Source organism: Streptomyces harbinensis (assembly GCF_900116145.1).
Taxonomy (GTDB): domain Bacteria; phylum Actinomycetota; class Actinomycetes; order Streptomycetales; family Streptomycetaceae; genus Streptomyces; species Streptomyces carpaticus.
In genome coordinates, this window is the sequence record NZ_FPAB01000005.1 from 314476 (window position 1) to 335930 (window position 21455).

At 74.3% G+C, this 21455-nt stretch carries 22 protein-coding genes; 11 read left to right on the top strand and 11 right to left on the bottom strand.

Features of this window, described 5'->3' with window-relative positions; all coding sequences use genetic code 11:
• Positions 1 to 66: 66 nt before the first annotated feature.
• Together BM385_RS16430 and BM385_RS16435 are read left to right on the top strand one after the other, a co-directional pair.
• Positions 67 to 612: a VOC family protein gene (locus tag BM385_RS16430; RefSeq protein ID WP_093843490.1), complete on the top strand. Its 546-nt coding sequence runs from the start codon at positions 67 to 69 to the stop codon at positions 610 to 612.
• Positions 596 to 1426: a MerR family transcriptional regulator gene (locus BM385_RS16435; protein WP_254791607.1), complete on the top strand. Its 831-nt coding sequence runs from the start codon at positions 596 to 598 to the stop codon at positions 1424 to 1426. The genes BM385_RS16430 and BM385_RS16435 overlap by 17 nt, the downstream gene beginning before the upstream one ends.
• 95 nt (positions 1427 to 1521) lie before the next feature.
• Here BM385_RS16435 and BM385_RS16440 read toward each other — a convergent pair whose 3' ends face one another.
• Together BM385_RS16440 and BM385_RS16445 are read right to left on the bottom strand one after the other, a co-directional pair.
• Positions 1522 to 2163 carry a hypothetical protein gene (locus BM385_RS16440; RefSeq protein WP_019433165.1) on the bottom strand — a complete coding sequence of 214 codons (642 nt, stop codon included), beginning with the start codon at positions 2161 to 2163 and terminating at the stop codon, positions 1522 to 1524.
• 150 nt (positions 2164 to 2313) lie between these two features.
• Complete coding sequence (locus tag BM385_RS16445; protein WP_093843492.1) at positions 2314 to 4458, bottom strand: bifunctional serine/threonine-protein kinase/glutamate ABC transporter substrate-binding protein; 2145 nt, start codon at positions 4456 to 4458, stop codon at positions 2314 to 2316.
• A gap of 111 nt (positions 4459 to 4569) precedes the next feature.
• Between BM385_RS16445 and BM385_RS16450 the strand changes: the two genes are divergently transcribed.
• Positions 4570 to 5235, top strand: coding sequence for a class I SAM-dependent methyltransferase (locus BM385_RS16450; protein WP_093843493.1), 666 nt, complete (start codon positions 4570 to 4572; stop codon positions 5233 to 5235).
• On the opposite strand, the gene BM385_RS16455 is transcribed toward BM385_RS16450, so the two are convergent.
• On the bottom strand, positions 5198 to 5848 hold the full coding sequence (locus BM385_RS16455) for a GNAT family N-acetyltransferase (RefSeq protein ID WP_093843494.1): 651 nt from the start codon (positions 5846 to 5848) through the stop codon (positions 5198 to 5200). The two genes, BM385_RS16450 and BM385_RS16455, sit on opposite strands and share 38 nt — an antisense overlap.
• 162 nt (positions 5849 to 6010) lie before the next feature.
• Positions 6011 to 6148 (bottom strand): hypothetical protein, encoded by a 138-nt coding sequence (locus BM385_RS27185; RefSeq protein ID WP_019433169.1) that lies wholly within the window; start codon positions 6146 to 6148, stop codon positions 6011 to 6013.
• 72 nt (positions 6149 to 6220) lie between these two features.
• Between BM385_RS27185 and BM385_RS16460 the strand changes: the two genes are divergently transcribed.
• Positions 6221 to 6847 (top strand): CGNR zinc finger domain-containing protein, encoded by a 627-nt coding sequence (locus BM385_RS16460; RefSeq protein WP_093843495.1) that lies wholly within the window; start codon positions 6221 to 6223, stop codon positions 6845 to 6847.
• Here the strand turns inward: BM385_RS16460 and BM385_RS16465 are convergent.
• Both BM385_RS16465 and BM385_RS16470 read right to left on the bottom strand, forming a co-directional pair.
• A complete protein-coding gene (locus tag BM385_RS16465; protein WP_254791609.1) occupies positions 6827 to 8005 on the bottom strand; it encodes a hypothetical protein in 1179 nt (392 codons plus the stop codon). The two genes, BM385_RS16460 and BM385_RS16465, sit on opposite strands and share 21 nt — an antisense overlap.
• A gap of 137 nt (positions 8006 to 8142) precedes the next feature.
• Complete coding sequence (locus BM385_RS16470; RefSeq protein WP_175543011.1) at positions 8143 to 9312, bottom strand: peptidoglycan recognition protein family protein; 1170 nt, start codon at positions 9310 to 9312, stop codon at positions 8143 to 8145.
• Between the two features lie 256 nt (positions 9313 to 9568).
• Between BM385_RS16470 and BM385_RS16475 the strand changes: the two genes are divergently transcribed.
• The gene (locus tag BM385_RS16475) at positions 9569 to 10981 is read left to right on the top strand and encodes a nitrate/nitrite transporter (RefSeq protein ID WP_019433173.1); all 1413 of its coding nucleotides are present in this window, start codon (positions 9569 to 9571) and stop codon (positions 10979 to 10981) included.
• A gap of 109 nt (positions 10982 to 11090) precedes the next feature.
• Complete coding sequence (locus BM385_RS16480; protein WP_019433174.1) at positions 11091 to 12239, top strand: uroporphyrinogen-III synthase; 1149 nt, start codon at positions 11091 to 11093, stop codon at positions 12237 to 12239.
• A gap of 203 nt (positions 12240 to 12442) precedes the next feature.
• Here the strand turns inward: BM385_RS16480 and BM385_RS16485 are convergent, their stop codons facing one another.
• Positions 12443 to 13849 (bottom strand): MFS transporter, encoded by a 1407-nt coding sequence (locus BM385_RS16485; RefSeq protein ID WP_093843498.1) that lies wholly within the window; start codon positions 13847 to 13849, stop codon positions 12443 to 12445.
• Between the two features lie 410 nt (positions 13850 to 14259).
• On the opposite strand from BM385_RS16485, the gene BM385_RS16490 reads away from it, so the two are divergent.
• The gene (locus BM385_RS16490) at positions 14260 to 14769 is read left to right on the top strand and encodes a DUF6624 domain-containing protein (protein WP_019433176.1); all 510 of its coding nucleotides are present in this window, start codon (positions 14260 to 14262) and stop codon (positions 14767 to 14769) included.
• Between the two features lie 295 nt (positions 14770 to 15064).
• Positions 15065 to 15553 (top strand): hypothetical protein, encoded by a 489-nt coding sequence (locus BM385_RS16495; RefSeq protein WP_093843499.1) that lies wholly within the window; start codon positions 15065 to 15067, stop codon positions 15551 to 15553.
• On the opposite strand, the gene BM385_RS16500 is transcribed toward BM385_RS16495, so the two are convergent.
• Complete coding sequence (locus BM385_RS16500) at positions 15493 to 16359, bottom strand: GNAT family N-acetyltransferase (protein ID WP_093843500.1); 867 nt, start codon at positions 16357 to 16359, stop codon at positions 15493 to 15495. The two genes, BM385_RS16495 and BM385_RS16500, sit on opposite strands and share 61 nt — an antisense overlap.
• 82 nt (positions 16360 to 16441) lie before the next feature.
• On the opposite strand from BM385_RS16500, the gene BM385_RS16505 reads away from it, so the two are divergent.
• Positions 16442 to 16717, top strand: a complete 276-nt coding sequence (locus tag BM385_RS16505; RefSeq protein ID WP_093843501.1) for a hypothetical protein — start codon at positions 16442 to 16444, stop codon at positions 16715 to 16717.
• A gap of 123 nt (positions 16718 to 16840) precedes the next feature.
• Here the strand turns inward: BM385_RS16505 and BM385_RS16510 are convergent, their stop codons facing one another.
• Entirely contained in the window at positions 16841 to 17218 is a 378-nt protein-coding gene (locus BM385_RS16510) for a hypothetical protein (protein ID WP_019433179.1), read from the bottom strand.
• 55 nt (positions 17219 to 17273) lie between these two features.
• Positions 17274 to 17975, bottom strand: a complete 702-nt coding sequence (locus BM385_RS16515; protein ID WP_093843502.1) for a TetR/AcrR family transcriptional regulator — start codon at positions 17973 to 17975, stop codon at positions 17274 to 17276.
• Between the two features lie 134 nt (positions 17976 to 18109).
• On the opposite strand from BM385_RS16515, the gene BM385_RS16520 reads away from it, so the two are divergent.
• Positions 18110 to 18742 carry an FMN-dependent NADH-azoreductase gene (locus BM385_RS16520; RefSeq protein WP_093843503.1) on the top strand — a complete coding sequence of 211 codons (633 nt, stop codon included), beginning with the start codon at positions 18110 to 18112 and terminating at the stop codon, positions 18740 to 18742.
• Positions 18743 to 19199: 457 nt separating this feature from the next.
• On the opposite strand, the gene BM385_RS16525 is transcribed toward BM385_RS16520, so the two are convergent.
• On the bottom strand, positions 19200 to 20402 hold the full coding sequence (locus tag BM385_RS16525) for an MFS transporter (protein WP_093843504.1): 1203 nt from the start codon (positions 20400 to 20402) through the stop codon (positions 19200 to 19202).
• A 76-nt stretch (positions 20403 to 20478) separates the two neighbouring features.
• Here BM385_RS16525 and BM385_RS16530 point away from each other — a divergent pair, with 76 nt between their 5' ends.
• Positions 20479 to 21408 carry a LysR family transcriptional regulator gene (locus tag BM385_RS16530; RefSeq protein ID WP_019433183.1) on the top strand — a complete coding sequence of 310 codons (930 nt, stop codon included), beginning with the start codon at positions 20479 to 20481 and terminating at the stop codon, positions 21406 to 21408.
• Positions 21409 to 21455: the final 47 nt, after the last annotated feature.

Genomic DNA, 21455 nt, shown 5'->3' on the forward strand with positions numbered 1-21455 from the left:
GCCCGCCGCACACCGGCCCGGAACCGGCTTGACCCTCACGCTGCGTGAGGCTGAAGAGTGGCGGCCATGAGCGACTACTACAACGCGTTCGAGATGAGCCCCGTCCCCGCCCCCGGCCCGGACGCCGTGCCGCCGGAGCCGTTCCGCGGCATCTACGGCATGCCCGCCTTCGTCACGATCCCGACCACCGACCTCGCGGAGTCCGTGGACTTCTGGACCCGCGGCCTCGGCTTCTTCGAACTGTTCACCATCCCCGGCACGCTGGTGCACCTGCGCCGGTGGGCCTTCCAGGACGTCCTCCTCGTCGCGGGGACGGATGTCCCGGAGCGGGCACCGGCCATCGGCGTCAGCTTCGCCTGCGTCCTCGGCCAGCTCGACGGCCTGGTGGACGCCTGCCGCGCGCTGCGGCCGGACTCCGTGACCGGCCCGCGCGACACGCCGTGGAACACCCGCGACGTGGAGGTGATCACCCCGGAGAAGGCCCGCATCGTCCTCACCGCGGCCAAGCCCTTCGACCCGGACAGTCAGGAAGCGCGGAACCTCGAAGCCATCGGGATCACCGCACCCGGCACGGGAGAGGGCGACAATGAGGACCGTGCCCGACGCCACTGACGCCACTGACGCCACAGATCCCCAGGACGCCGACGGCCTGACGGTCGGCCAGGTCGCGGCGCGCCTCGGCGTCACCGTCCGCGCCCTGCACCACTGGGACGAGATCGGCCTCGCCCGGCCGTCGCTGCGCACGGCGGCCGGGTACCGGCTCTACAAGGCGGGCGACGTGGAACGCCTGCACCGCATCGTCGTCTACCGCGAGACCGGACTCGGCCTGGAACGCATCCGGGCCGTCCTGGACGACACGGCCGAGGACGCCACCGCCGCGCTCCGCGCGCAGCGCGCCCGGGTCGACGAACAGATCGCCCGCCTGGAACGGCTCGGCACCGGCCTCGACCGCATGATCGACGCCCACGAACGCGGCCTGCTCCTCACCGCCGCCCAGCAGGCCGAGATCTTCGGCCCCGACTGGAACCCGCGCTGGCCCGCCGAAGCCCGCGCCCGCTACGGGGACACCACCCAGTGGCGGCAGTTCGCCGAACGCTCGGCCGCGCGCGGCCCCGAGGAGTGGCAGGCGATCGCCGACGCCGTGGCCGCCCTCGACCGGGCGCTCGCGGCGGCGATGGATGCCGGGGTCGACCCGGGCAGCCCGGAAGCCCACCGGCTCGTCGACCGCCACCGCGAGGTGTTCTCCGCGTACTTCCCCCTCACCCGCGCGATGCAGGTCTGCCTCGGCCGCCTGTACGAGAGCGACCCGGGCTACCGGGCCCACTACGACGGCGTCCGCCCCGGCCTGGCCACCTGGTTCCGCCGCTGCGTCGACGCCGCCGCCCGCGCCCACGGCATCGACCCCGACACCGCCACCTGGGAATGACCCCGGGCCGGGCCCGGCCCGGCGACCGCACGGGACCCGGCCGGGCCGGGCGTCGCGCCGGAAGAGCCTCTTCCGAGTGGTGCCCGCTGCCGGAGTCAGGGGCGGGCGCCGGCCGCGCGGCGCGCCGGCCGCGGCGTGAGGCGGGGCGGGGCATGCCCCGCTACCTCGGAGGCCGCCGACCGCAGGAGTTCGATCACAGCGCTTCCCGGATAGTCGTGGAAATCGGGGTACGCGAGACGGTGGTAGCAGGACCAGTAGCTCACCACCCGCCGCTGCGTGCGGTCGAAGAAGGCCGGATTGTCCGCGAGGAACCGGCCGTACACGAGGCGGCCGGGGTGACCGGGCCCGGTGACAACCCGGAGCGCGCGGTCGAGGTCGCGCAGGATCTCCACGACGTACTCACCGGCCAGCTGGACCACATACGGAACGACCCACGGGTCGGTGGCACCGGCGATCACCCGCAGGTGGCGCTGTCTGACCCTCCCGTCGCAGTGCCGTGAGTACAGGCAGTGCAGCAGCCGCCGTCGGCGCGCGGAGAGCGGTGCCGACGCGGCGGCCGTCGGCTCGTCGTTGTACAGGCGCCCGGGAATCGAGAGCCGGTCCCCCTGGACGACGACCGGGAACGGCCCGGCGGGTCCGTGGCGTGGCGCGGGCATCACCGCCGCGACTGCCGCGACGTCCGCCGCCAGGGCGGTGGGAAACGCCGCGGCGCACGAACGCCGCCACTCCTCGGCCATGGCCGTCCCGGCGGAGGCGGCCGCACGCCGGACGGTTGGCTGGGGGATCTCCACAGCACCGCATGCTCGCAAAACCCGTGGCCCGGCCGCACCCGGCTTTTCCGAGCCGCCCCGCCCGGGCCGGAACCCCGGTCCGGCCCGGGCGGGGCGTCAGTTCTCCTCGCACCGCTCCAGGTCCCGCAGCGTCGGGGCGTCCCGGGGCTCGCCGCCCAGCAGGTCCATCAGCTCGGCCCGGTAGATCTCCTGCCAGCTCCCGTCCGTCACCGCGTCCCGGATCACCTCGCACACCGCGTCGCGCAGCGCGTCCTCGCCGGGCTGGAGTCCCACCCCGTACCGCTCCGTGGTGAACGAGCGCGGCAGCATCTCCAGAGCGTCCGGGTGCTGGGCCCGGAACCCGGCCAGGATCAGGTCGTCCGTCATCACCGCGTCGAACCCGCCCTCCAGCAGCAACTGGACGCACGCGTCGTAGTCCGAGCGCGTCAGCACCGTGAACTTCCCCGGCCAGCCCGCCTCCAGCACCCCCACCGACGTCGAGTTGTCGCCGGTGCACACCTGCGTGCCGTTCGGCAGATCCGCCGGGCCCGAGGCGCCCTCGTACGCCCCCGCGCGCATCAGCATCGTCTGGCCGGTGATGAAGTACGGGCCCGCGAACGTCACCCCGCGCTCCCGGCGTTTGTCCGTCATGCTGTACGTCGCCACCACCAGATCCAGCTGCCGCTGCTCCAGCAGATCCTCCCGGTTGACGCTGGACACCTCCACGAACCGCACCTGGGACTCCGGGTCGAAGCCCAGCGCCGCGGCGATCAGCCGCGCGAACTCGATGTCGAAACCGTGCCACTCGCCGTCCACCAGCTCGCTCAGCCCCGGCTGTTCCGACTTCACCCCGATCCGCAGCAGGCCCCGCGCCTGCGCGGACGCGATCGTCGTCGAGTGCCGGGCCAGATCCCCGCGCCCGTCCCCGCCCGGCCCCCACAGCAGCCAGCCGCCGCCCGCCAGCAGCGCCAGCACCAGCGCGATCGCCGCGCCCACCCGCCCCCGGCGGCGGCGCGGCGGCGGGCCGCCCCCCGCGTGCGGGGGCCGCGGAGGCTGCGGAGGCGGCGGGGGGACCGGCGGCACCGGCGGCTCCTCGCGGGCGATCCGGCGCAGCGCCTCCTCCGCCTCCTGCGCCGGTATCCGGTGCCGGGGCACCTTGCGCAGCAGCCCCTCGATCACCGGCGCCAGCGGCCCGGCGTACCGCATCGGCGGGGTGGGGGAGTTGAGCGCCGCCTGCTGGATCTCCAGCGCGTCGAGACCGGTGAACGGCGCCCGGCCCTCCACCATCTCGTACAGCGTCACCCCCAGCGACCACAGATCGGAGGCCGTACTCGCCGTCCTGGCCGGGGCGGGGGAGAAGTGGCCCAGCTCCGGGGCCAGATAGCGCGGGGTGCCCACGATCGAGTGCGACCGGGTCACCTGTGCCGCGCCCTCGAACGTGGCGATGCCGAAGTCCATCAGCAGCGCCTTGCCGTTGCCGCGGAAGAGGATGTTGTGCGGCTTCACGTCGCGGTGCAGTACCCCGGCCGCGTGCACGGCGCGCAGCCCGCGCAGCACCTGGAGCGCGATCCGGGCCGCCCGGGGCACCGGCAGCCGGCCCTCCTCGCGCAGGACGTCGGCGAGTGAGCGGGCGTCGAGGAGTTCCATGACGATCCACACCTCGCCCTCGGCGGCCGTGCCGTCCGTGCCCGCCGGCTCCGCCGCGCCCTCGATGATGTCGTGGACGGCGATGACGTTGGGATGGCCGATCCGGGCGATGGCCTGCGCCTCGCGCCGGGCCCGGCTGACCAGTTCGGCCTGCGTGGCCGGATCCACCCCGTCGCGCAGCAGCACCCCCTTGACGGCGACCTGGCGGCTGAGCCGGGTGTCCCTCGCCTCCCACACCACCCCCATGCCGCCGCGCCCCAGCTGCCGCCGCAGCTGGTAGCGGCCGGCGATCACCGGGTACGGGCCGGGCGGCGGCATGGGCTGGGTGACGGTGACGGGCGTCTCGCCGGGCTCCCGGGCGGTGCCGGACAGCTTGTACGTGCCGGGCTCCGGCGCCGCGCCGGGCAGCCGGTACCTATCGGGGTCGCCGTCGGGGCCTGGCTCGCGGACGGTGCCGGAGGCCGTGGGTTCCCGCCCCGCCGTGCTCCCGGTGTGCTCCGCGCGGCCCCCGTGGTCCGCGTGATCCATGGGGCCCGGGCGGTCCTCGCGGTCCCGGCGCAGCCGTCTGGTGTCCTCGGCGTCCCCGCGTTCCTCCCCCGTTTCCTTCCCGTGCATAACCCCCCACTCAACGAACGGTCGGTCCTGATCGTCAGGTTAGACACTGATGCGCAAAACATCAGGCCCTCTTCCGGCTTCACCTCGCCGGGACGCGTAAAGTTCCCGGCCATGACCGAAGACAGCGGCGCGGCGACCGTTTCGGCGGCCTATACGGAGATCAGCGACCGGTATGTGGAGCTTGTGCGGGAGGTGTTCCCCCGGCAGCCGCTCGAACTGGGGCTGCTGGGCGCCTTCGCCGAACTCGTGCGCGGCACCGGCCCCGTCGCCGACATCGGCTGCGGCCCCGGCCATGTGACGGCGCACCTGGACGGGCTGGGCGTGGAGACGTTCGGCATCGACCTGACGCCCCGCATGATCGAGCTGGCCCGCGCCGCGTACCCCGGGCTGCGGTTCACGACCGGCAGCATGCTGGACCTGCGGCTGCCGGACCGCTCGGTGGCCGGGGTGCTGGGCTGGTACTCGCTGATCCATCTGCCGCCCGAGCGGGTGCCGGTGGCGCTGGCCGAGTTCCACCGGGTGCTGGTGCCGGGCGGCCGGCTGCTGCTGGGGTTCCAGACGATCCCGGACGGCACCGGCGGGGAGCCGGTGCCGTTCGACCACACGGTGACGCCGGGCTGGCTGTGGCCGCTGGAGACCATGGCGGACGCCCTCGTCCGGGCCGGGTTCACCCTCAGCACCCGGGTGCGGCGGGCGCCCGAGCCGGACGAGCGGCGGCACCAGGGCTATCTGCTGGCCGTCAGCGCAGACCGAACAGCTCCCGGCACTCCTCGCTGAGCCCTTCGACCGTCACCGGCACCGTGCGGTGCGCCTCCCAGGCGTCGCGGTCGATCCGCAGCCGGCGCAGGGTGCGCCGCCGGCCCTGGACGGAGAGCGTGGCCACGCCGTCGTCGCGGTAGCCGAGCTTGCGGGAGACGCCCAGCGAGCGCGGGTTGTCGGTCATGGCGGCGGAGGTCATGGAGCGGGCGCCCAGCTCGGCGAACGCCAGGTGCAGCGCCGCCGCCCGCATCTCGGTGCCCAGGCCGCGGCCCTGGTGGGCCAGGCCCAGCCAGGAGCCGGTCTCGGCCTCCCGGGTCACCGGGTAGTCGCTGGTGATGAGGTCCTGGCGGCCGATGACGCGGCCCTCGTGCCGTACCGCGAGGCTGAGCGTCCAGGCGGACGGCTGCCAGGTCGCGATGGTGCCCAGCAGGTGCTGGAAGGTGCCGCGGGCGCGCTCGCGCGGGGCGGTGTCGGACCAGGGCACCGAGAACGGCATGAACCCGTCCTCGTGGAGACCGCCCGCCGCCACCCCGGCGAGTTCGGCGAGCCGGTCCAGGTCGGGCACCGACAGCTCCAGCCGGGAGGTGGTCAGGCGCAGACCGTACAGCGGCCAGGTGTGGCGTGCGTTCATGACCGGATCCTGCCGGACGGGCCCGGTCCCGTCGAACGCTTTTGCCCGCCCGCCTGCCTGCCCGCCTGCCCGCCTGCCCGCCTGCTCACCGTGCCCGCGCCCGGCCCGCCCCGCGCCGTACCGTCGTCCGGCCCGGGGCGGGCCCCGGGCCGACCCGGGAGGTCACAGCGGGCGGCACCTGCGCGGGGCGGGCCGGCCGCCGTGCCGGATGGCGTGGCCCGCGTCGATGCCGTACGCCATGTCCGCGCCGAGCCGCCGCAGCCGGTGCCAGCCGGACCGGATCCGTGTCCAGGTGCGCATGAGGAACCTCCGCTTCCGCGTTAAGGTGTATAGGAAAGCTACAGCCGTTACCGTAGCAGGGCGGAGTAAGGCATGAAAGTCTCTTTTTCGGATTACGCGTGGGGGGCGGGTCTCGCCACCGACCTCGTCAACACCTCACCCCTGGTCTGGAAGTCCGCCGGCGAGATGCTGCCGGGCACCGACGACCTCACCGCGTTCCTCGACGAGCACGGCATGCCCGGCGCCACCCCCACCGCCGCCGACCTCCGCCAGATCCACCGGCTCCGCGACGACCTGCGCACCGTCCTCGAAGCCGGCACCGAGGACGAGACCGCCGCCGGTGCCAACGCCCTCATCAACCGCGCCACCACCGCCCCCGTCCTCGAACGCGACAGCGAGCGCCGGTGGCAGTGGTACCTCACCACCCCCACCGGCGCCCCGCTCACCACCCAGCTCGCCGTCGCCACCGGCACCGGCCTCCTCGGCACCCTGCGCACCCTCGGCCACGCCCGGTTCCGGCCCTGCGCCTCACCCACCTGCGACGGCGTGTTCGTCGACACCAGCCGCGCCGGCCGCCGCCGCTACTGCATGCCCGAACTGTGCGGCAACCGCGTCAACGTCGCCCGGCACCGCGCCCGCAAGCAGGCCGGCGACGCACCGGCCGACGGCTCGCCGGCCCGCCACTCGCCGGCCCGCGACTCAGCCGCCCGCCACCGGTGAGAACGGCGGCGTCGTCCGCTCCGCCCCCGCCGGCCGCCCCGTCCAGCGGTACTTCTCCGCGAACCCCTCCTGCCGCACCACCCCGTCCGGGCCCACCACCCGCACGCTGTCCGCCACGTAGTACGTCCCGTCGCCCAGCGCCTGGAACCCGTACTGCCCGTGGAAGTCGAACCCGTCCGCCACCTTCAGCAGCTTCCCGCGCTCCCGCTCCGGCTGCCCCACGATCTCCCCGGTCACCGGGCGGGCCGAGCCGTCGATCACGAAGAACGAGTAGTTCGGGAAGCCCGGCTTCGCCCCCTCGTACACCGCCAGGAACCAGTCCCCGGTGTACGGGTCGTACTCCAGGTTCTGCACCCCGTACCGGGTGTTCCCGGTGTACGCGAAGAACTTGCCGTCCACCCGGGACGGACCGCTGTGGTGCGGCGCCGTCTGCGACAGCGGGCGCTCGTACCGGCGCCAGCTCGTGACGTCGTACTCCAGGATCACCTGGTGGTCGTTGTCCGTCCGCTCCGTGTTGGAGTAGATCCCGTACGCCACCTTCAGCGTGTCCTTGCCCTGCCCGGCCCGCTTGCCGAACGCCGGACCGAACGCCACCCCGTCGATGCCGCTGCACCCGTACCGGTGGTCCGCCGTATCGGGCGTGTCCCCGTCGAAGTGGCCGTCGCCGTCCATGTCGGCGGTGAAGTCCTCCACCACCTCCGGCAGATAGACGGTCGTCATCACCCCGTCCCGCTCGGCGTTCATCCCCACCCGGTTGATGCGGTCCCCGTCGAAGATGGCGATGTAGAACGCCTCTTCCGCCTTGTACTCCAGCGAACCGTAGACCCGGCCGTCGCGCGGGTTCAGATCCAGATCGCCCAGGTGACCCGTCAGCCCCTCCACGGTGCCGACGACCCTCCCCCGCAGATCGGTCTTCACCAGCATCTGGGTGAACGACCAGTACATGTACCGCTTCTCGCGGTCCAGCGCCACGCCCTGGAGATGGGACGTGGGCCAGGCCCCGCCGTTCAGTTCGTCGGGGAGCGCGGGCAGCGGCGGCCTGCCCGGGGCGTGCCCGGACGCGCCGGGCGTGACAGGTGCGACCGGTGCGGCCACCGCGGGCGCGGAGGCGAGCAGCAGACCGGACAGAGCGGCAAGGACGGCGAGCTGACGCTTCATGGGAGCCTCCTCGGACACGTTGTACCGCGACATCCCGATCCTGGGGAGCGGGGATGAACGCGGCGCGCCGCACGGACAGCCCCCGGCGACACCCGGGTGAACACCGGGCGGCCGTCCGTGCCGTGCCCCGGCGGGCCTCAGCCTCCGGCGGCCACCGCCTCGCGCAGCGCGGCCAGTTCGGCGTACATCACCTCACCGGGGCAGTCGGTCTCCAGCCAGTCCCGGTGGCCGCTGATCTCCGCCACCTCCACCTCGGTGCCGTTCACCGGATTGACGTAGGTGACATCGGCCAGCGGGTCCCGGCCGTGCAGCCGGAACACCGCGCGCACCAGCTGGGTGAGCGCCGCGCGCGCCGCCTCGGTCGGGCCCTGCTCCGTCAGATCCCCCAGCAGCGCGATGCCGAGGTTCCCGGAGTTGAAGCCGCCCACGTGGAAGGCGGTCACCATGTTGCCGTCCTCGTCGTGCGCGGGCAGCCCGCCCTCGCCCGAGTACCGGCCCTCGTAGATCCGGCCCGCCTCGTCGATGAGGAAGTGGTAGCCGATGTCGCCCCAGTCGTTGGTGATCGCGTGGAACTCGTAGATCCCGCGCACCGTCGCCGCCGGGTCCGGGTCGTCGTTCGGCGTCACCGTGTGGTGCACCGTCAGCGTCTGGAACGGATAGAACTCGGTCGGCGTGTTCTCGGTGCCGTCCGGCAGGAAACGCAGCGACTCGTCCGCGCCCCACGCGGCACGGGACAGGTACTCCACACCGCGCACCCGCGTCGGGTCCTTCGGCACCGGGATCTCCCGGCGCGGCCCGCGCGAGGTGTCCAGTGCCACCGATATCAGCGAGGTCGCCCCGTCCGGCGCCCTCAGCTCGTAGCCGCTCGCCTGCCGGGCCGCCACCAGCAGCCGCCCGCCGTTGCTGTCCGAGCAGCCGCCGCCGCTCAGCGGCTGCCAGTCCGTACCGGCGTCCCCGGCGTCCTCGCCCTCCCCGGTGCCGGTCAGCCGGATGCCGCCGCCGGCCGCGCTGCGCGCACCGGCCCAGGCGACGCCGACGAAGCCGATCGGGAAGTCGGTGCGCACCGCCTCCTCGCCGGTCGCCGCCGCGCTGCGGGTGCGCGGGAAGGACCGCGGCATGGTGCCGGCCGGGGCGGCGTCACCGGAACCGCCGTCGGAGCCCTGGCCGGAGCCGTCGCCGGAGCCACCGGTCGCCGCGATGACGGCCGGGGTGAGCGCGGCACCGGCCGCCACCGCGCCCGCGGTACCGAACAGGGCGCGCCGGGTCACCCGCGAAGAACGCCGGTGGGGTGTGGGGGGAACAGTCATGAAGGGTCCTTACGCCTTGCGTACGTGCGGAGTTCACACTTCAACCATCCATAGCAGACCGCGCCCGCCGCGCCGCTCACCGGGGGCCGGGGCGGGTGGTGAGTGCACGGTTGCCTCCGCGTCATCTGTGGCCACAGCGGTGAAACGCCGCCCGCCTACGCTTCCCGGCACGGCACCACCCCCGAGCCACCCCCGCACGCCCGACCCACCCCCGCACACACCGCACGCATCGCACGCATCGCACCATGGAGGCGCCATGACAGGCCCAGCACCGGCAGCACGAGCGCGGACCGCCTCCGGGCGCTGGATCGAGGAATGGGACCCGGAGGACGAACGGTTCTGGGCGGAGAAAGGCGAACGCATAGCCCGCCGCAACCTCGCCTTCTCCATCCTCTCCGAGCACATCGGCTTCTCCATCTGGACCCTGTGGTCGGTCCTCGTGCTCTTCATGGGCCCGGAGTACGGCATCGACGCGGCCGGCAAGTTCTTCCTCGTCTCCGTCGCCACCCTGGTCGGCGCGATCGCCCGCGTCCCCTACACCTTCGCCGTCGCCCGCTTCGGCGGCCGCAACTGGACGGTCGTCTCCGCCGCCCTGCTGCTCCTGCCCACCGCCGCCGCCTGGGTGGTGATGGAACCCGGCACCTCGTACACCACGTTCCTGCTGGTCGCCGTCCTCACCGGCGTCGGCGGCGGCAACTTCGCCTCCTCCATGACCAACATCAACTCCTTCTTCCCGCTGCGGAAGAAGGGCTGGGCCCTCGGCCTCAACGCGGGCGGCGGCAACATCGGCGTCCCCGTCATCCAGCTCGCCGGGCTCCTCGTCATCGCCACCGCCGGAGACGGCAGCCCGCGCGTCCTGCTCGCCGTCTACGCGCCGCTCATCGTGGTGGCCGCCGTCCTCGCCTGGCGCTACATGGACAACCTGGTGACCGTCACCAACGACACCGGCGCCGCCGTCGAATCGGTGCGCGACGGCCACACCTGGATCATGTCGTTCCTGTACATCGGCACCTTCGGCTCGTTCATCGGCTACAGCTTCGCGTTCGGGCTCGTGCTCCAGAACCAGTTCGACCGCACCCCGCTCCAGGCCGCCTCCATCACCTTCCTCGGCCCGCTGCTCGGCTCGCTCATCCGCCCGGTCGGCGGCGCCCTCGCCGACCGGTACGGCGGCGCCCGCATCACCCTGTACACCTTCCTCGGCATGGCCGCCGCCACCGGCGTGGTGATCCTCGCCTCCCAGCGCGCCTCGCTGCCGGTGTTCCTCGTCGGCTTCATCGCCCTGTTCGTCCTCACCGGACTCGGCAACGGCTCGACGTACAAGATGATCCCGGGCATCTACCACGCCAAGGCCCAGGCGCTCGGCCTGCGCGGCGAAGAGGCAGCGGCCTACGGGCGCCGGCTGTCCGGCGCGGCCATCGGGCTCATCGGCGCCGTCGGCGCGCTGGGCGGACTCGGCATCAACCTCGCCTTCCGCCAGTCCTTCCTCACCTCGGGCACCGGCACCGCCGCGTTCGTCACCTTCCTCGCCTTCTACGTCCTGTGCTGCCTCGTCACCTGGGCCGTATACCTGCGCGGCATCCGCACCGGGACGGGCAGCGGCGGCGGCACCGGCGAGACGAGCGGCGCATCCGCCGGGCAGCGGCAGCAGCCCGCGTACGCCGGAGTGTGAGGCCGGCCCCCGGCGTAACACCCGGGAAACATGACGGGAGCGGGCCCGTCACCCGCCGTTGACAGGCTCGTGTGACAGGCTCGAACCCCCGCCCCTTGGGAAGCACCAGATGCAGCCAGACCCCCAGCCGATCGACCCCCTGGCCGGATTCACGGTCGGGGTCACCGCCGCCCGCCGGGCCGAGGAACTGATCGCCCTGCTGCGCCGGCGCGGCGCCGAGGTGGTGCACGCACCGGCGCTGCGGATCGTCCCGCTCTCCGACGACGACGAACTGCTGCACGCCACCCGCGCGCTGACCGACGACCCGCCGGACGTGGTGATCGCCACCACCGCCATCGGCTTCCGCGGCTGGGTGGAGGCCGCCGACGGCTGGGGCATCGGCCAGGACCTGCTCACCACCCTCGGCCGCGCCGAACTCCTCGCCCGCGGCCCCAAAGTGCGCGGCGCCATCCGCGCCGCCGGACTGACCGAACAGTGGTCGCCCGCCTCCGAATCCATGGCCGAGGTCCTGGCCCGCCTGCTCGACGGCGGCGTCGACGGCCGCCGCATCGCACTCCAGCTGCACGGCGAGCCGCTGCCCGGCTTCATCGAGGCGCTGACCGAGGCGGGTGCCCGCGTGGTGGAGGTACCCGTCTACCGCTGGATGCCGCCGCAGGACCTCGCCCCGGTGGACCGGCTGATCGACGTGACCCTGGCCGGCGGCCTGGACGCCCTCACCTTCACCAGCGCCCCGGCGGCGGCCTCCCTGCTGCGCCGGGCGGAGGAACGCGGCCTGGCCGAACCACTGCTGGCCGCCCTGCGCCGCGACGTCCTGGCCGCCTGCGTGGGCCCGGTCACCGCACTCCCGCTGGAATCCCGGGACATCCCCGTCCGGCACCCCGAACGCTTCCGGCTCGGCCCGCTGGTGCAGCTGCTGTGCACCGAACTCCCCGGCCGCGCCCGCACCCTGCCGGTGGCCGGCCGGCGCCTTGAGGTACGCGGCCACGCCGCCGTCGTCGACGGCGCGCTGCGCCCCGTCCCACCGGCCGGCATGGCCCTGCTGCGCGCCCTCGCCCGGCGCCCCGGCTGGGTGGTCCCCCGCGGCGAACTCCTGCGCGCCCTCCCCGGCGCGGGCCGCGACGAACACGCGGTGGAGACGGCGATGGCCCGCCTGCGCACGGCACTCGGCGCCCCGACGATCATCCAGACGGTGGTCAAACGCGGCTACCGCCTGGCCCTCGACCCGACAACGGGGGAGGGCGGCAAGTACGCACCCTGACGGGGGCGAGGCGGCCGGCGCCGCGCCCGGGGCGGGCTGCTTGCGCGGTGACCGGTGCGGGGTTGCCATGGGACGGGCCGCCCGCACTGTGACGGGAACGGGGCCGCCCGCACCGTGACCGGCTGCGTGCCGACTGCGTCGGCCCGGCCCGGGTCTGTCCCGCCGGGGAGGGCCCCTCCGGGCCCACCCCGGCGGGACGCGGGTCAGCCGGTCGTTTCCCGGCCGTCAGCCCCTTCCCGTTCGCCCGCCGGTGCCGCCTCCGCTTCCGCTGCCGCAGGCGCCTCCGCTGCCGCCGGCAGGCGCATGCGCCGGGCCAGTACCGCACCCGTCACCAGCCCCGTCGTGGCCAGCGCGGTGGCCACCAGGAACGGATCGAACGTGTGCAGGGCCGGAGCGAACCCGATCCCGACGCACACGGTCACCCCGGCCGCGCCGCCCAGTTGGTCGGCCGCGCGCTGGACACCCGAGGCGATCCCCGCGTCGTCCTCCGTGACGCCGCTGACCGCCACGTACTGGAGCCCCACGATGCCGAACCCCATCCCGGCGGCGATCAGGAACATGGCCGGCACCAGCGCCGCCCCGCCCGCGTCCACGGCCGCCACCAGCGCGATCACCGCCATCGCCGCCCCGGTGAACCCGAGCCCGGCCAGCACGCACGCCCGCGCCCCCCAGCGCCCCAGCAGCCGGGGCACCAGCAGCGAACAGCCGATCAGCGCGACCGCCAGCGGCAGCATCATCAGCCCCGCACCCAGCGGGCCGTAGCCCAGCCGGTCCTGCAAGTACAGGGTGAACAGCAGGAACGAGGTGGACAGTCCGCCGCTCAGCAGCACCGTGGTCAGATTGGCCGTCACCCGGGTGCGGTGGGCGAAGAAGCGCAGCGGCACCAGCGGGTGCGCCGCCCGCGCCTCGACCCGGACGAACCCGGCCGCGGCGGCCACCGCCCCGGCCAGCGCGGCCACGACGACCCAGGCGGGGGTGCCCGGTTCGCCGGCCTCGACCACCCCGTACGCGAACAGCAGCGGGCAGGCCGTCAGCAGCAGCGCCCCCGGCACGTCCAGCGGCGCCGCGTTCCCGGCCGCCGGCCGGTCACCGCGGACCAGGAGGACGGTGGCCACCAGCACCACCAGGATGAACGGCACCGAGATGAGGAAGATCCACCGCCACCCCAGCCGGTCGGTGATCACCCCGGACAGCACGAACCCGAGGACGAGACCGCAACTGGCCACCGCCGCCCACACGCCGAGCGCCCGCGACCGGCGCGGACCCTCCGGGAACAGCAGGACGATGGTCGCCATCGCGGCCGGCAGCGCGATGGCCTCGCCGGCGCCCTGCGCCAGACGCGCCACCACCAGCAGGGAGTAGCTGGGCGCCAGCCCGGCGAGCAGGGACGCGGCGCCGAACAGGGAGGTGCCGAGCAGCAGAACCTGCCGCCGCCCGAGCAGGTCACCCAGCCGGCCGCCGAGCATCAGCATGCCGCCGCCGGTGACCGTGTAGCCGACCACGACCCAGGTCAGCGTGTGCCCGTCGACGCCGAACTCGGCGCCGATCGAGGGCAGGGCGACGTTGACGACGGTCACGTCGACCGCGATGAAGAACTGCAACAGGGACATCGCGCACAGCACCAGCCATGCGCGAGAGGGGGACGGGCCGTGCCCGCGTGAGATGTGGATGTCCGATGACATCGGGTGCTCCGTTGCTCAGAGGAAGCTCTGAGCAGCACGAACGTGCCGCTCCGGTCGGGATGACGAAGCGGTGGGACGTTCAGGTGGTGTGTGAGTCGAACGCCCGCCGCTAGCGGGACGTCCTGGTCACCGCGGCGCAGGCAGCCGCACACGAAGCTCCGGACATGCGGAAAACGATAACAGGGGGCCGGGGCGGGAAGGCGGGAAGCCGGCAATGCGGGAAGGCGGCAATGTGGCGGGGGCTTCCGGGGATGTATCCATTCTGCCGAGAGAGCGGCCCCGCTGTCACCCTCCCACAAGATGATCTTCGCGCCCGATTCCCGTCCTAGCGTGGGGGCATGCCCCACACGACGGAAGAACTGGCGGCGGAGCTTTCCGCCATGGCCGAAGAGGACCACCGCACCGCCCCGCTCGGCCTCAGCGAGGACCCGGCCGAACGCCTGCGCTGGCACCGGCTGACGGCCCGGCACGGCGACCGGCTGAACGCGATCATGGACGAGTACGGCTGGCCCACCGCCGACCGGTTCGGCGCGGACGCCGCTCGCGCCGCCTGGCTGATCGCGCAGCACGCCGACCGGCAACTGGACGTCCAGCGCCGCGCCGTACGGCTGCTGGAGGCGGCGGCCGCCGACGGCCGGGCGAGCGCCCGGGACCTGGCGTTCCTGCGCGACCGCACCCTGGTGAACGAGGGCCGTGAGCAGATCTTCGGCACCCAGATCGGCGGCGTCCGGGACGGCGCCCCGGTGCCGTGGCCGATCGAGGACCCGGCCGGTCTGGACGCCCGCCGCGCGGCGGCCGGGATCGAGCCGTTCGCGGCGTACACCGCCCGGCACACGCCGGGCGCGTAACCCCGCTCCTGATCCCCGCATCCCCGAGCCGCAGAACGGGGGAGGTCAGGGAACAGGGATCGGGTGAGGGGAGTCCGTCCGGATGTTCGCCGCCACTGCCGATGCGGTGGCGATCCGCCGAGTACGGCGCCGACGTCAGGCTGCTGCCCGTCGGATCTCCGCGTCATCTCGCCGATGTGCTGAACGGCACGCTGAGCCGGGCCGATCACCTGGTGCTCTGCTGCCACGGCGACGAGCGGGGCATCCTGCTGGACGAACTCGCCCCGACATCGCGGCACACCAGCCGCTCAACGGGGTGCTCACTCCCGCGATCACCGCCGGACTGGTGGGGCGGCTGGACAAGCCGGTGGTGCTCTCCACCGGCTGCCTGACGGGAAGCGACGCGACGGCGCGCGGCTTTCTCGACGCGGGCTGCTCCGCGTACATCGCACCGCAGGGTTACCCGGACGGTACGGCCGCTTTTGCCTTCGCCGCCGCCTTCTCCTACCGGACGTTGGCCCTCGGCACGCCGCTGACCGGCGCGGTCGCCACGGCCAGGGCGCTGGGCGGGGACACGGACATGTTCCGGCTGTGGCACTCACGCGTCCGGGGGACACCGGGTCCGGGACCGGGCTCGGGTCCCGGTCCGGGTCCGGGGCGCAGCGCAGCCGCGGACCGCCGTACCGTACGCGGCCGGAACGCCGCGCACCACGGCACCGCACGCCGGTACGAACGGGACGGTTCTCAGCCGTCCCGGCGGCTGTCCCGTGTCACCGGCAGCGGGCGGAAACCGGCCGCCGTATAGGTCGCGACGGCGGCGGTGTTGGCGGTGGGTGTGCAGACGAACGCGCTGGAGGCGCCCAGCGCGCGCAGCGCTGCCGCCGCGGCGAGGGTGATCGCCCGCCCGTGGCCGCGCCGGCGGTGGTCCCGGTGCACCCCCATCGGTTCGAGCAGTCCGGGGCGGCCGGGGCCGGCCGACCAGACCGTCACCGCGGCGACGGCCGTGCCGCCCTCGTCGTACGCGACCAGGCACCGGCCGTCGGCGTACGCCGGCCCGGCCGCCATCGCCCGCCAGCGCGCCTCGGTGAAGGTGGAGACCTCGAACGCGGCCCGCTGGACGGCGGTCCGCTCGCCCACCCGTTCCGGGCCCGCCACCTCGATCCGCAGACCGGGGTCCGGCACCGGCGCGGTGAGGTCGCGGCGCAGCGGCGTCCACGGCTCGTCGCGGTGCCAGCCGCGTTCGGCCAGCGCCGCGTGCACCAGGGTGCTCTCCGGCGCCTCGACGGCTGCCGGCCCGGCGCCGAGCACGCCGCGTTCCGGGTCGGCCAGGTCATCGGCCAGCCGCCGCGCCAACTCCGCGTCGCCATGGGCGTCCGGGGCGAGGGTCATCCGGAACAGCCGGGGCCCGTCCAGCAGTCCGAGGGCGATGATCCGCCCGTCCCGGTGCCAGGTCCGCACCGCGCCGGCCGTCGCGGGGGCGCCGAACCGCCAGAACCAGCCCAGGTCGCCCGGGTGCAGCTGCGGCGGCGCGGCGTCGTCCTGCCACTGCCGCAGCACGTCCGGCACGCCGCCCAGTTCGTCGACTCCCGGGGTGCGCAAGGTGATGGGCATGCGCCGAGTACACCCCGGCGCGCGGGTGGCGCGCACCCGGTTTTGCGCGCCGTGCCGCCGGCCGGGCGGCTACCGTGGAGCGGTGACGTGGAGTGAGGCCGAGTACCTCGACCACCTGCGGTCCGAACGGCGCGCCTACGCCTGGGTGATGCGGCGCCACGGGGGACTGACGGCGGCGGACGCCGAGCGGGCCGCGCTGGAGGCGTACCCGTACGGGCCGGCCGACGCCCCGTACCGCTGGCTCGTCTTCCACGACGAAGCCTGGCACTGGGCGATGCTGACGATCCACGGTGACCGGTACTGGGCGCACCATCCGGAACTCGCCCGGCCCACGGAGGAGTACCGGGCACGGGAGTGAGCGCGGCGCCGGACGGGTGGTGACCGGGCGGTACGGGAGAGGGTCAATGGCCGCGGGCCTTGCCCGGGCTCGCGCGGGGGAGAGCCGCGGTGGCCGGGTGCCGCACGGCGGCAGCGGGACGACTCAGGAGGTGATCGGCTCGATCTCCCCCGCGAAGACGATGATCTGGTCGATGAGGCTCCGTTGCAGGTGGACGACATCCGTTCCCGCCAGGCGGGGGCCGCCATCGGGCGTGGTGAAGACCCACTGGTAGCGGGCCCATTCGTCGGGCATGTCCACCGCTGAGCAGCGCACCATCGTGCCGGCGCCCGCCGGGTGGTGCCGGATGTCCAGGACGAACCGCTCGACCGCCCCGATGCCTTCGCTGCGGCCCAACGGCCCCCAGAGGACCACGTCCGTGGTCAGGGCCTGGGAGAGCAGGGCAGTCACATAGCTGTCGTCCGAGGTGTTGAACGCCGAGATGAATGTGTCGATCGCGGAGCGTGCGGTCTCTTCCTGCATGTCCCAGTAATACCAGCCGTGTCACGTGTGCTCGGTTCCGTGAGACACCTTCCGGTCACGGCGCACCTTTCCGGTCACCGCGCCGGCTGTCGTGCCCGTTGTCGTGACGGCTGTCGTGCCGGCTGTCGCGCGCGGGGGCGGCCTGCGGGCCGTGCACCAGGCGTTCGATCAGGGTCTGCCAGGCGTCGCCGAAGAAGCCGGCGGCACCCGGGTCCAGCGGGGCCTCGCCCTCGGGCCGGCTCAGGTACAGCACCAGCGGACCCTCCAGGGCGGCGGTGAGCTGGACGGTGACGGCGTCCAGGTGCGGCATCGGCGCGGCCTGGAGCAGCAGCATGCGCAGGTGCAGCTGGGTGAGCGAGGCGCCGGAGGCGGGGACGGGACGGTTGCGGTCGAGGCCGGCGCGGGCGATGGCCTGGTGGTCGAGGAGGAAGGCGGTACGGGCGCGGCCGTAGGCGATGAGGCGTTCGACGGGCTCCGCGCCCGGGCCGAGCGGCGGCGGGCCGGACAGCACCTGCTCCTGGAAGCGCCGTTCGTCCGCGTCCAGCAGGGCCCGGAAGATGCCGGCCCGGGTGCCGAAGCGGCGGAAGACGGTGCCTTTGCCGAGCCCGGCGCGCTCGGCGAGCCCGTCCATCGTCACCTTGTCCACGCCTTCGGCGGCGATCATCTCGCGGGCGGTGCGCAGCAGGTGCTCGCGGTTGCGCACGGCGTCGGCGCGCTCGGGGCGCGGGGTGCCGAAGGGGACGAGGAAGGGATCCACGGGCTCCAATCTACCGGCCGCGCTGCGAAACGGGGTAAAGTCCGCTTAGGCTGTCCGTGCGGCGGTGCCACCGTCGCCATCGCCCGCGCACGGCCACATCCGCGTACCGCCCGTCCGACCCGAGGAAGCCCGCCATGAACCTGTTCCGCCTGGACGCCAGCATCCTGCCCGCCACCTCCGCCAGCGCGGAGATCGCCGACATCGCCGAAGCGGAGTGGGCCGCCGCCCACCCCGGCGGCACCGTGACCCGCCGCCACCTGGGCACCGACGCGCTGCCCGCCGACGCCTGGGCCCTGGCCACCACCGGTGGCGGCACCCCCGACCCGGACCGCACCCCGGCCCAGCGCGAGGCGCTGGCGCTCGGCGCGACCCTGGCGGACGAACTGCGCACCGCCGACGCCGCGATCCTGGCCGTCCCGCTGTACAACTACGGCGTCTCGCAGCACTTCAAGACCTGGGTCGACCTCGTCATCGCGGGCGCCGGCCCCACCACGCCGCTGCTGAAGGGCACCCCGACCGTGCTCGTCACCACGCTGGGCGGCGGCTACGGGCCCGGCACCCCGCGCGAGGGCTGGGACCACTCCACGCCGTACCTGGAGCGGGTGCTGGGCGACATCTGGGAGGCCGACCTGACGGTCGTCAAGCGCGAACTGACGCTGGCCGCCGTCAACCCCGCGATGGAGTCCCTGCGCGACCTCGCCGCCGAACACCACACCCGGGCCCGCGAAGCGGCCCGCGAGGCGGGCCGGGTCCTGGCCAAGCACTGAGGGCTGGCGCCCGTCCCGCAGGGGGCGACCTCCGACGGGACGTGACCGCCTCGCTTCCCGCGCACCGTGACCGTGCCGATGGCGGGGGAGGGCCCGGGGCGGAGGCCGTACCCCCTCCCCGCGAGGAACGACGGCCGGCGGCCCGCCGGGCACGGCGCACCACCGATGGACCGGGACCTCCAGTCCACGCCGCCGGTGGCGGACGCGGCGCCGCCCGGGGATCGGTGGTCACGTGCCCCCCTGCCTCCCCGTTGGTGACGGCGGAGTGCGGGGCCGCGACGGGGACGCGGCGGACGGGCCGGCCCTGCCTGCACCAGGGCCGCGCCACGCCCCGCGCCCGGCCGATGTCCGTGGCGGCTCGTATCCGCCTCCGCCACGGCCTGCCGTGCCCGCCCGGGTCGGGAACCGCCGTCCCCGCCCGGGCCTCAACCCCCGGGGGGCCTCAGCCCCCGGCCCCTCACCGGCGGCGGGTGGCCGCGATCGTCAGGGCGGCCAGGGCGCCGGCCGCCGCCGTCCACAGGACGGTGGTCACGCCCGATGCCTCCACGAGTGTGCCGCCGGCCAGGGCGCCGAGGGCGATGGCCGCCGTGAAGACGCCCACGTACAGGCCGGTGATGTGTTCGGCGCGGTGCGGGGCCAGGCGGGTCATCCAGATCTGGCCGGCCACCGACAGGCCGCCGTAGGCCAGGCCCCACAGGGCGATGCCCGCCACCGTGATCCAGGTGGTGCCGCCGAACGCCGCCAGCAGGGCGATCGCCGCGCCGATGCCCGCCGCCAGGGACGCGACCGTGGCGCGGGCCCGGCGGGCGGCCAGCGCGCCGGCGGCGAAGTTGCCGGCCAGGCCGAACACCCCGTACACCAGCAGCAGCGCGGCGATCGGCCCCGGCGCCAGTCCGGTCCGCTCCTCCAGGACCGGCCGGACGTAGGTGTACGCGGCGAAGTGCGCGGTCACCAGCAGGGTGATGAGGACGAGTCCGGTGGCCACCATCGGGACGCGCAGCAGCCGCTCGGGCGTCCCCGTGGCCGCCGGCCCGGCGGGCTGCGGCACCGGCGGTACCGGCGGCAGCGCCGCCAGCAGGGCGGCGGCCAGCACGACGGCGGCCACCGCGAGCGCCGCGAACGCCGCGCGCCAGCCGAAGGCGTTGCCGATGAGCGTGCCCAGCGGTACGCCGGCGACCGAGGCCGCCGCGACGCCGCTGACCGCGAAGGACACCGCCAGCGCGGCGTGGCGGGCCGTCACCAGGCGCGGTGCGACGGCGGCGGCCAGGCCCCAGACGGCGCCCATGCCCAGGCCCAGGATGACGCGGGAGACGAGCAGCAGCGGGAAGCCGCCGGAGACGGCGGTCAGCGCGTTCCCGGCGGCGAGCACCACCATGGCGACGGCCAGCACCAGGCGCCGGTCGGCCGTGCCCAGCAGGCGCGGCACGGCCGGGGCCGTCACGGCGGTCACCAGGCCGGTGATGGTCAGGCTGAAACCGGTCGTTCCGGTGCTGATCCCCAGGCCCTCGGCCATCGGGGTCAGCACGCCGACCGGAAGCATCTCGGAGGTCACGACGACGAAGGTGGCCAGCGACAGGACGGCGATCGCCGTCCACTGCCGTGCGGAGGTACGGGCCGGGCCGGGGCCGGCGTCCAGGACCGGCGGTGCTGCGGAAACCATGACCCTCAGCCAACCGCGCCCCACGGGCCGGAACAACAGCGATCTTCTCAACGATCGATGAGCTACGCTGATCGATGTGAATCAGATCCAGGTGCAGGAGATCGAGTGCCTGCTGGCGCTCGCCGAGGAGCTGCACTTCGGCCGCACCGCCGCCCGCCTGGGCTGTTCGCAGAGCAGGGTCAGCCAGCTGATCGCCGCGCTGGAGCGCCGGGTCGGCGTACGGCTGGTGGACCGCACCAGCCGCCGGGTGGAGCTGACCCGGTTCGGCGCCCAGTTCGTGGCCGAGGTGCGCCCGGCGTACGGGACGCTGGCCACCGTGGTCGCGCACGCGCAGGAGCGCGCCCGGCGCGGCGCGCTGTGCCAGTTGCGGATCGGCTTCCACGGCAGCGTCTACGAGGAGGTCACCGAGGCGTTCCGGCAGTTGCGGGCCCGCCACGGTGTCACCATGGCGCTGAGCGAGATCCCGCTGGGCTCGCCGTTCTCGGCGGTGCTCGACGGCCGGCTGGACGCCGCCGTGGTGGAACTCCCGGTCCGGGAGGCGGCGCTGACCGTCGGCTTCCGGTTCCCGCCGCAGGACCGGCTGCTCGCCGTCGCCTCCTCGCACCCGCTGGCCGCGTCCGGCGCCGGGCGGGTACCGGTGGAGGAGCTGGCCGGCCTGGACATCGTGCACCCCACGGGGGACGCCCCGGACTACTGGATGGTCGCCCGGGTGCCGCGCGCCACACCGGCCGGCGCGCCGATCCGTTCGACGGCGGGGATCAGCACCGTCCAGGAGGGCCTGGCCCTGGTCGCCTCCGGCGAACACGCGATGCTGGTGTGCCGCCCGCTGGCCGAACGCGCCACGCGCGGCGATGTGCGCTACCTCGCGGTGGACGGGCTCGACGAGCCGTCCCAGCTGGGCCTCATCTGGCGCACCGACCGCGCCGCGCCGCAGCTGACCGTTCTGGCCCGGCTTCTTCATGAGGAATTCACACGCGTTCGTATTCCGGATCAACTCGTGGTGTAAAAGGGCCGGATGAGGCTGTCTCGTATCGTGGGATAATCGCCGCGCAT

What these genes read in the sequence shown, in the direction of transcription:
- BM385_RS16430 (WP_093843490.1), top strand. Translation starts at nt 67, where the DNA reads ATGAGCGACTACTACAACGCGTTCGAGATGAGCCCCGTCCCCGCCCCC.
- BM385_RS16440 (WP_019433165.1), bottom strand. Translation starts at nt 2,163, where the DNA reads ATGGCCGAGGAGTGGCGGCGTTCGTGCGCCGCGGCGTTTCCCACCGCC.
- BM385_RS16445 (WP_093843492.1), bottom strand. Translation starts at nt 4,458, where the DNA reads ATGCACGGGAAGGAAACGGGGGAGGAACGCGGGGACGCCGAGGACACC.
- BM385_RS16450 (WP_093843493.1), top strand. Translation starts at nt 4,570, where the DNA reads ATGACCGAAGACAGCGGCGCGGCGACCGTTTCGGCGGCCTATACGGAG.
- BM385_RS16455 (WP_093843494.1), bottom strand. Translation starts at nt 5,848, where the DNA reads ATGAACGCACGCCACACCTGGCCGCTGTACGGTCTGCGCCTGACCACC.
- BM385_RS27185 (WP_019433169.1), bottom strand. Translation starts at nt 6,148, where the DNA reads ATGCGCACCTGGACACGGATCCGGTCCGGCTGGCACCGGCTGCGGCGG.
- BM385_RS16460 (WP_093843495.1), top strand. Translation starts at nt 6,221, where the DNA reads ATGAAAGTCTCTTTTTCGGATTACGCGTGGGGGGCGGGTCTCGCCACC.
- BM385_RS16465 (WP_254791609.1), bottom strand. Translation starts at nt 8,005, where the DNA reads ATGAAGCGTCAGCTCGCCGTCCTTGCCGCTCTGTCCGGTCTGCTGCTC.
- BM385_RS16470 (WP_175543011.1), bottom strand. Translation starts at nt 9,312, where the DNA reads ATGACTGTTCCCCCCACACCCCACCGGCGTTCTTCGCGGGTGACCCGG.
- BM385_RS16475 (WP_019433173.1), top strand. Translation starts at nt 9,569, where the DNA reads ATGACAGGCCCAGCACCGGCAGCACGAGCGCGGACCGCCTCCGGGCGC.
- BM385_RS16480 (WP_019433174.1), top strand. Translation starts at nt 11,091, where the DNA reads ATGCAGCCAGACCCCCAGCCGATCGACCCCCTGGCCGGATTCACGGTC.
- BM385_RS16485 (WP_093843498.1), bottom strand. Translation starts at nt 13,849, where the DNA reads ATGTCCCTGTTGCAGTTCTTCATCGCGGTCGACGTGACCGTCGTCAAC.
- BM385_RS16490 (WP_019433176.1), top strand. Translation starts at nt 14,260, where the DNA reads ATGCCCCACACGACGGAAGAACTGGCGGCGGAGCTTTCCGCCATGGCC.
- BM385_RS16500 (WP_093843500.1), bottom strand. Translation starts at nt 16,359, where the DNA reads ATGCCCATCACCTTGCGCACCCCGGGAGTCGACGAACTGGGCGGCGTG.
- BM385_RS16510 (WP_019433179.1), bottom strand. Translation starts at nt 17,218, where the DNA reads ATGCAGGAAGAGACCGCACGCTCCGCGATCGACACATTCATCTCGGCG.
- BM385_RS16520 (WP_093843503.1), top strand. Translation starts at nt 18,110, where the DNA reads ATGAACCTGTTCCGCCTGGACGCCAGCATCCTGCCCGCCACCTCCGCC.
- BM385_RS16525 (WP_093843504.1), bottom strand. Translation starts at nt 20,402, where the DNA reads ATGGTTTCCGCAGCACCGCCGGTCCTGGACGCCGGCCCCGGCCCGGCC.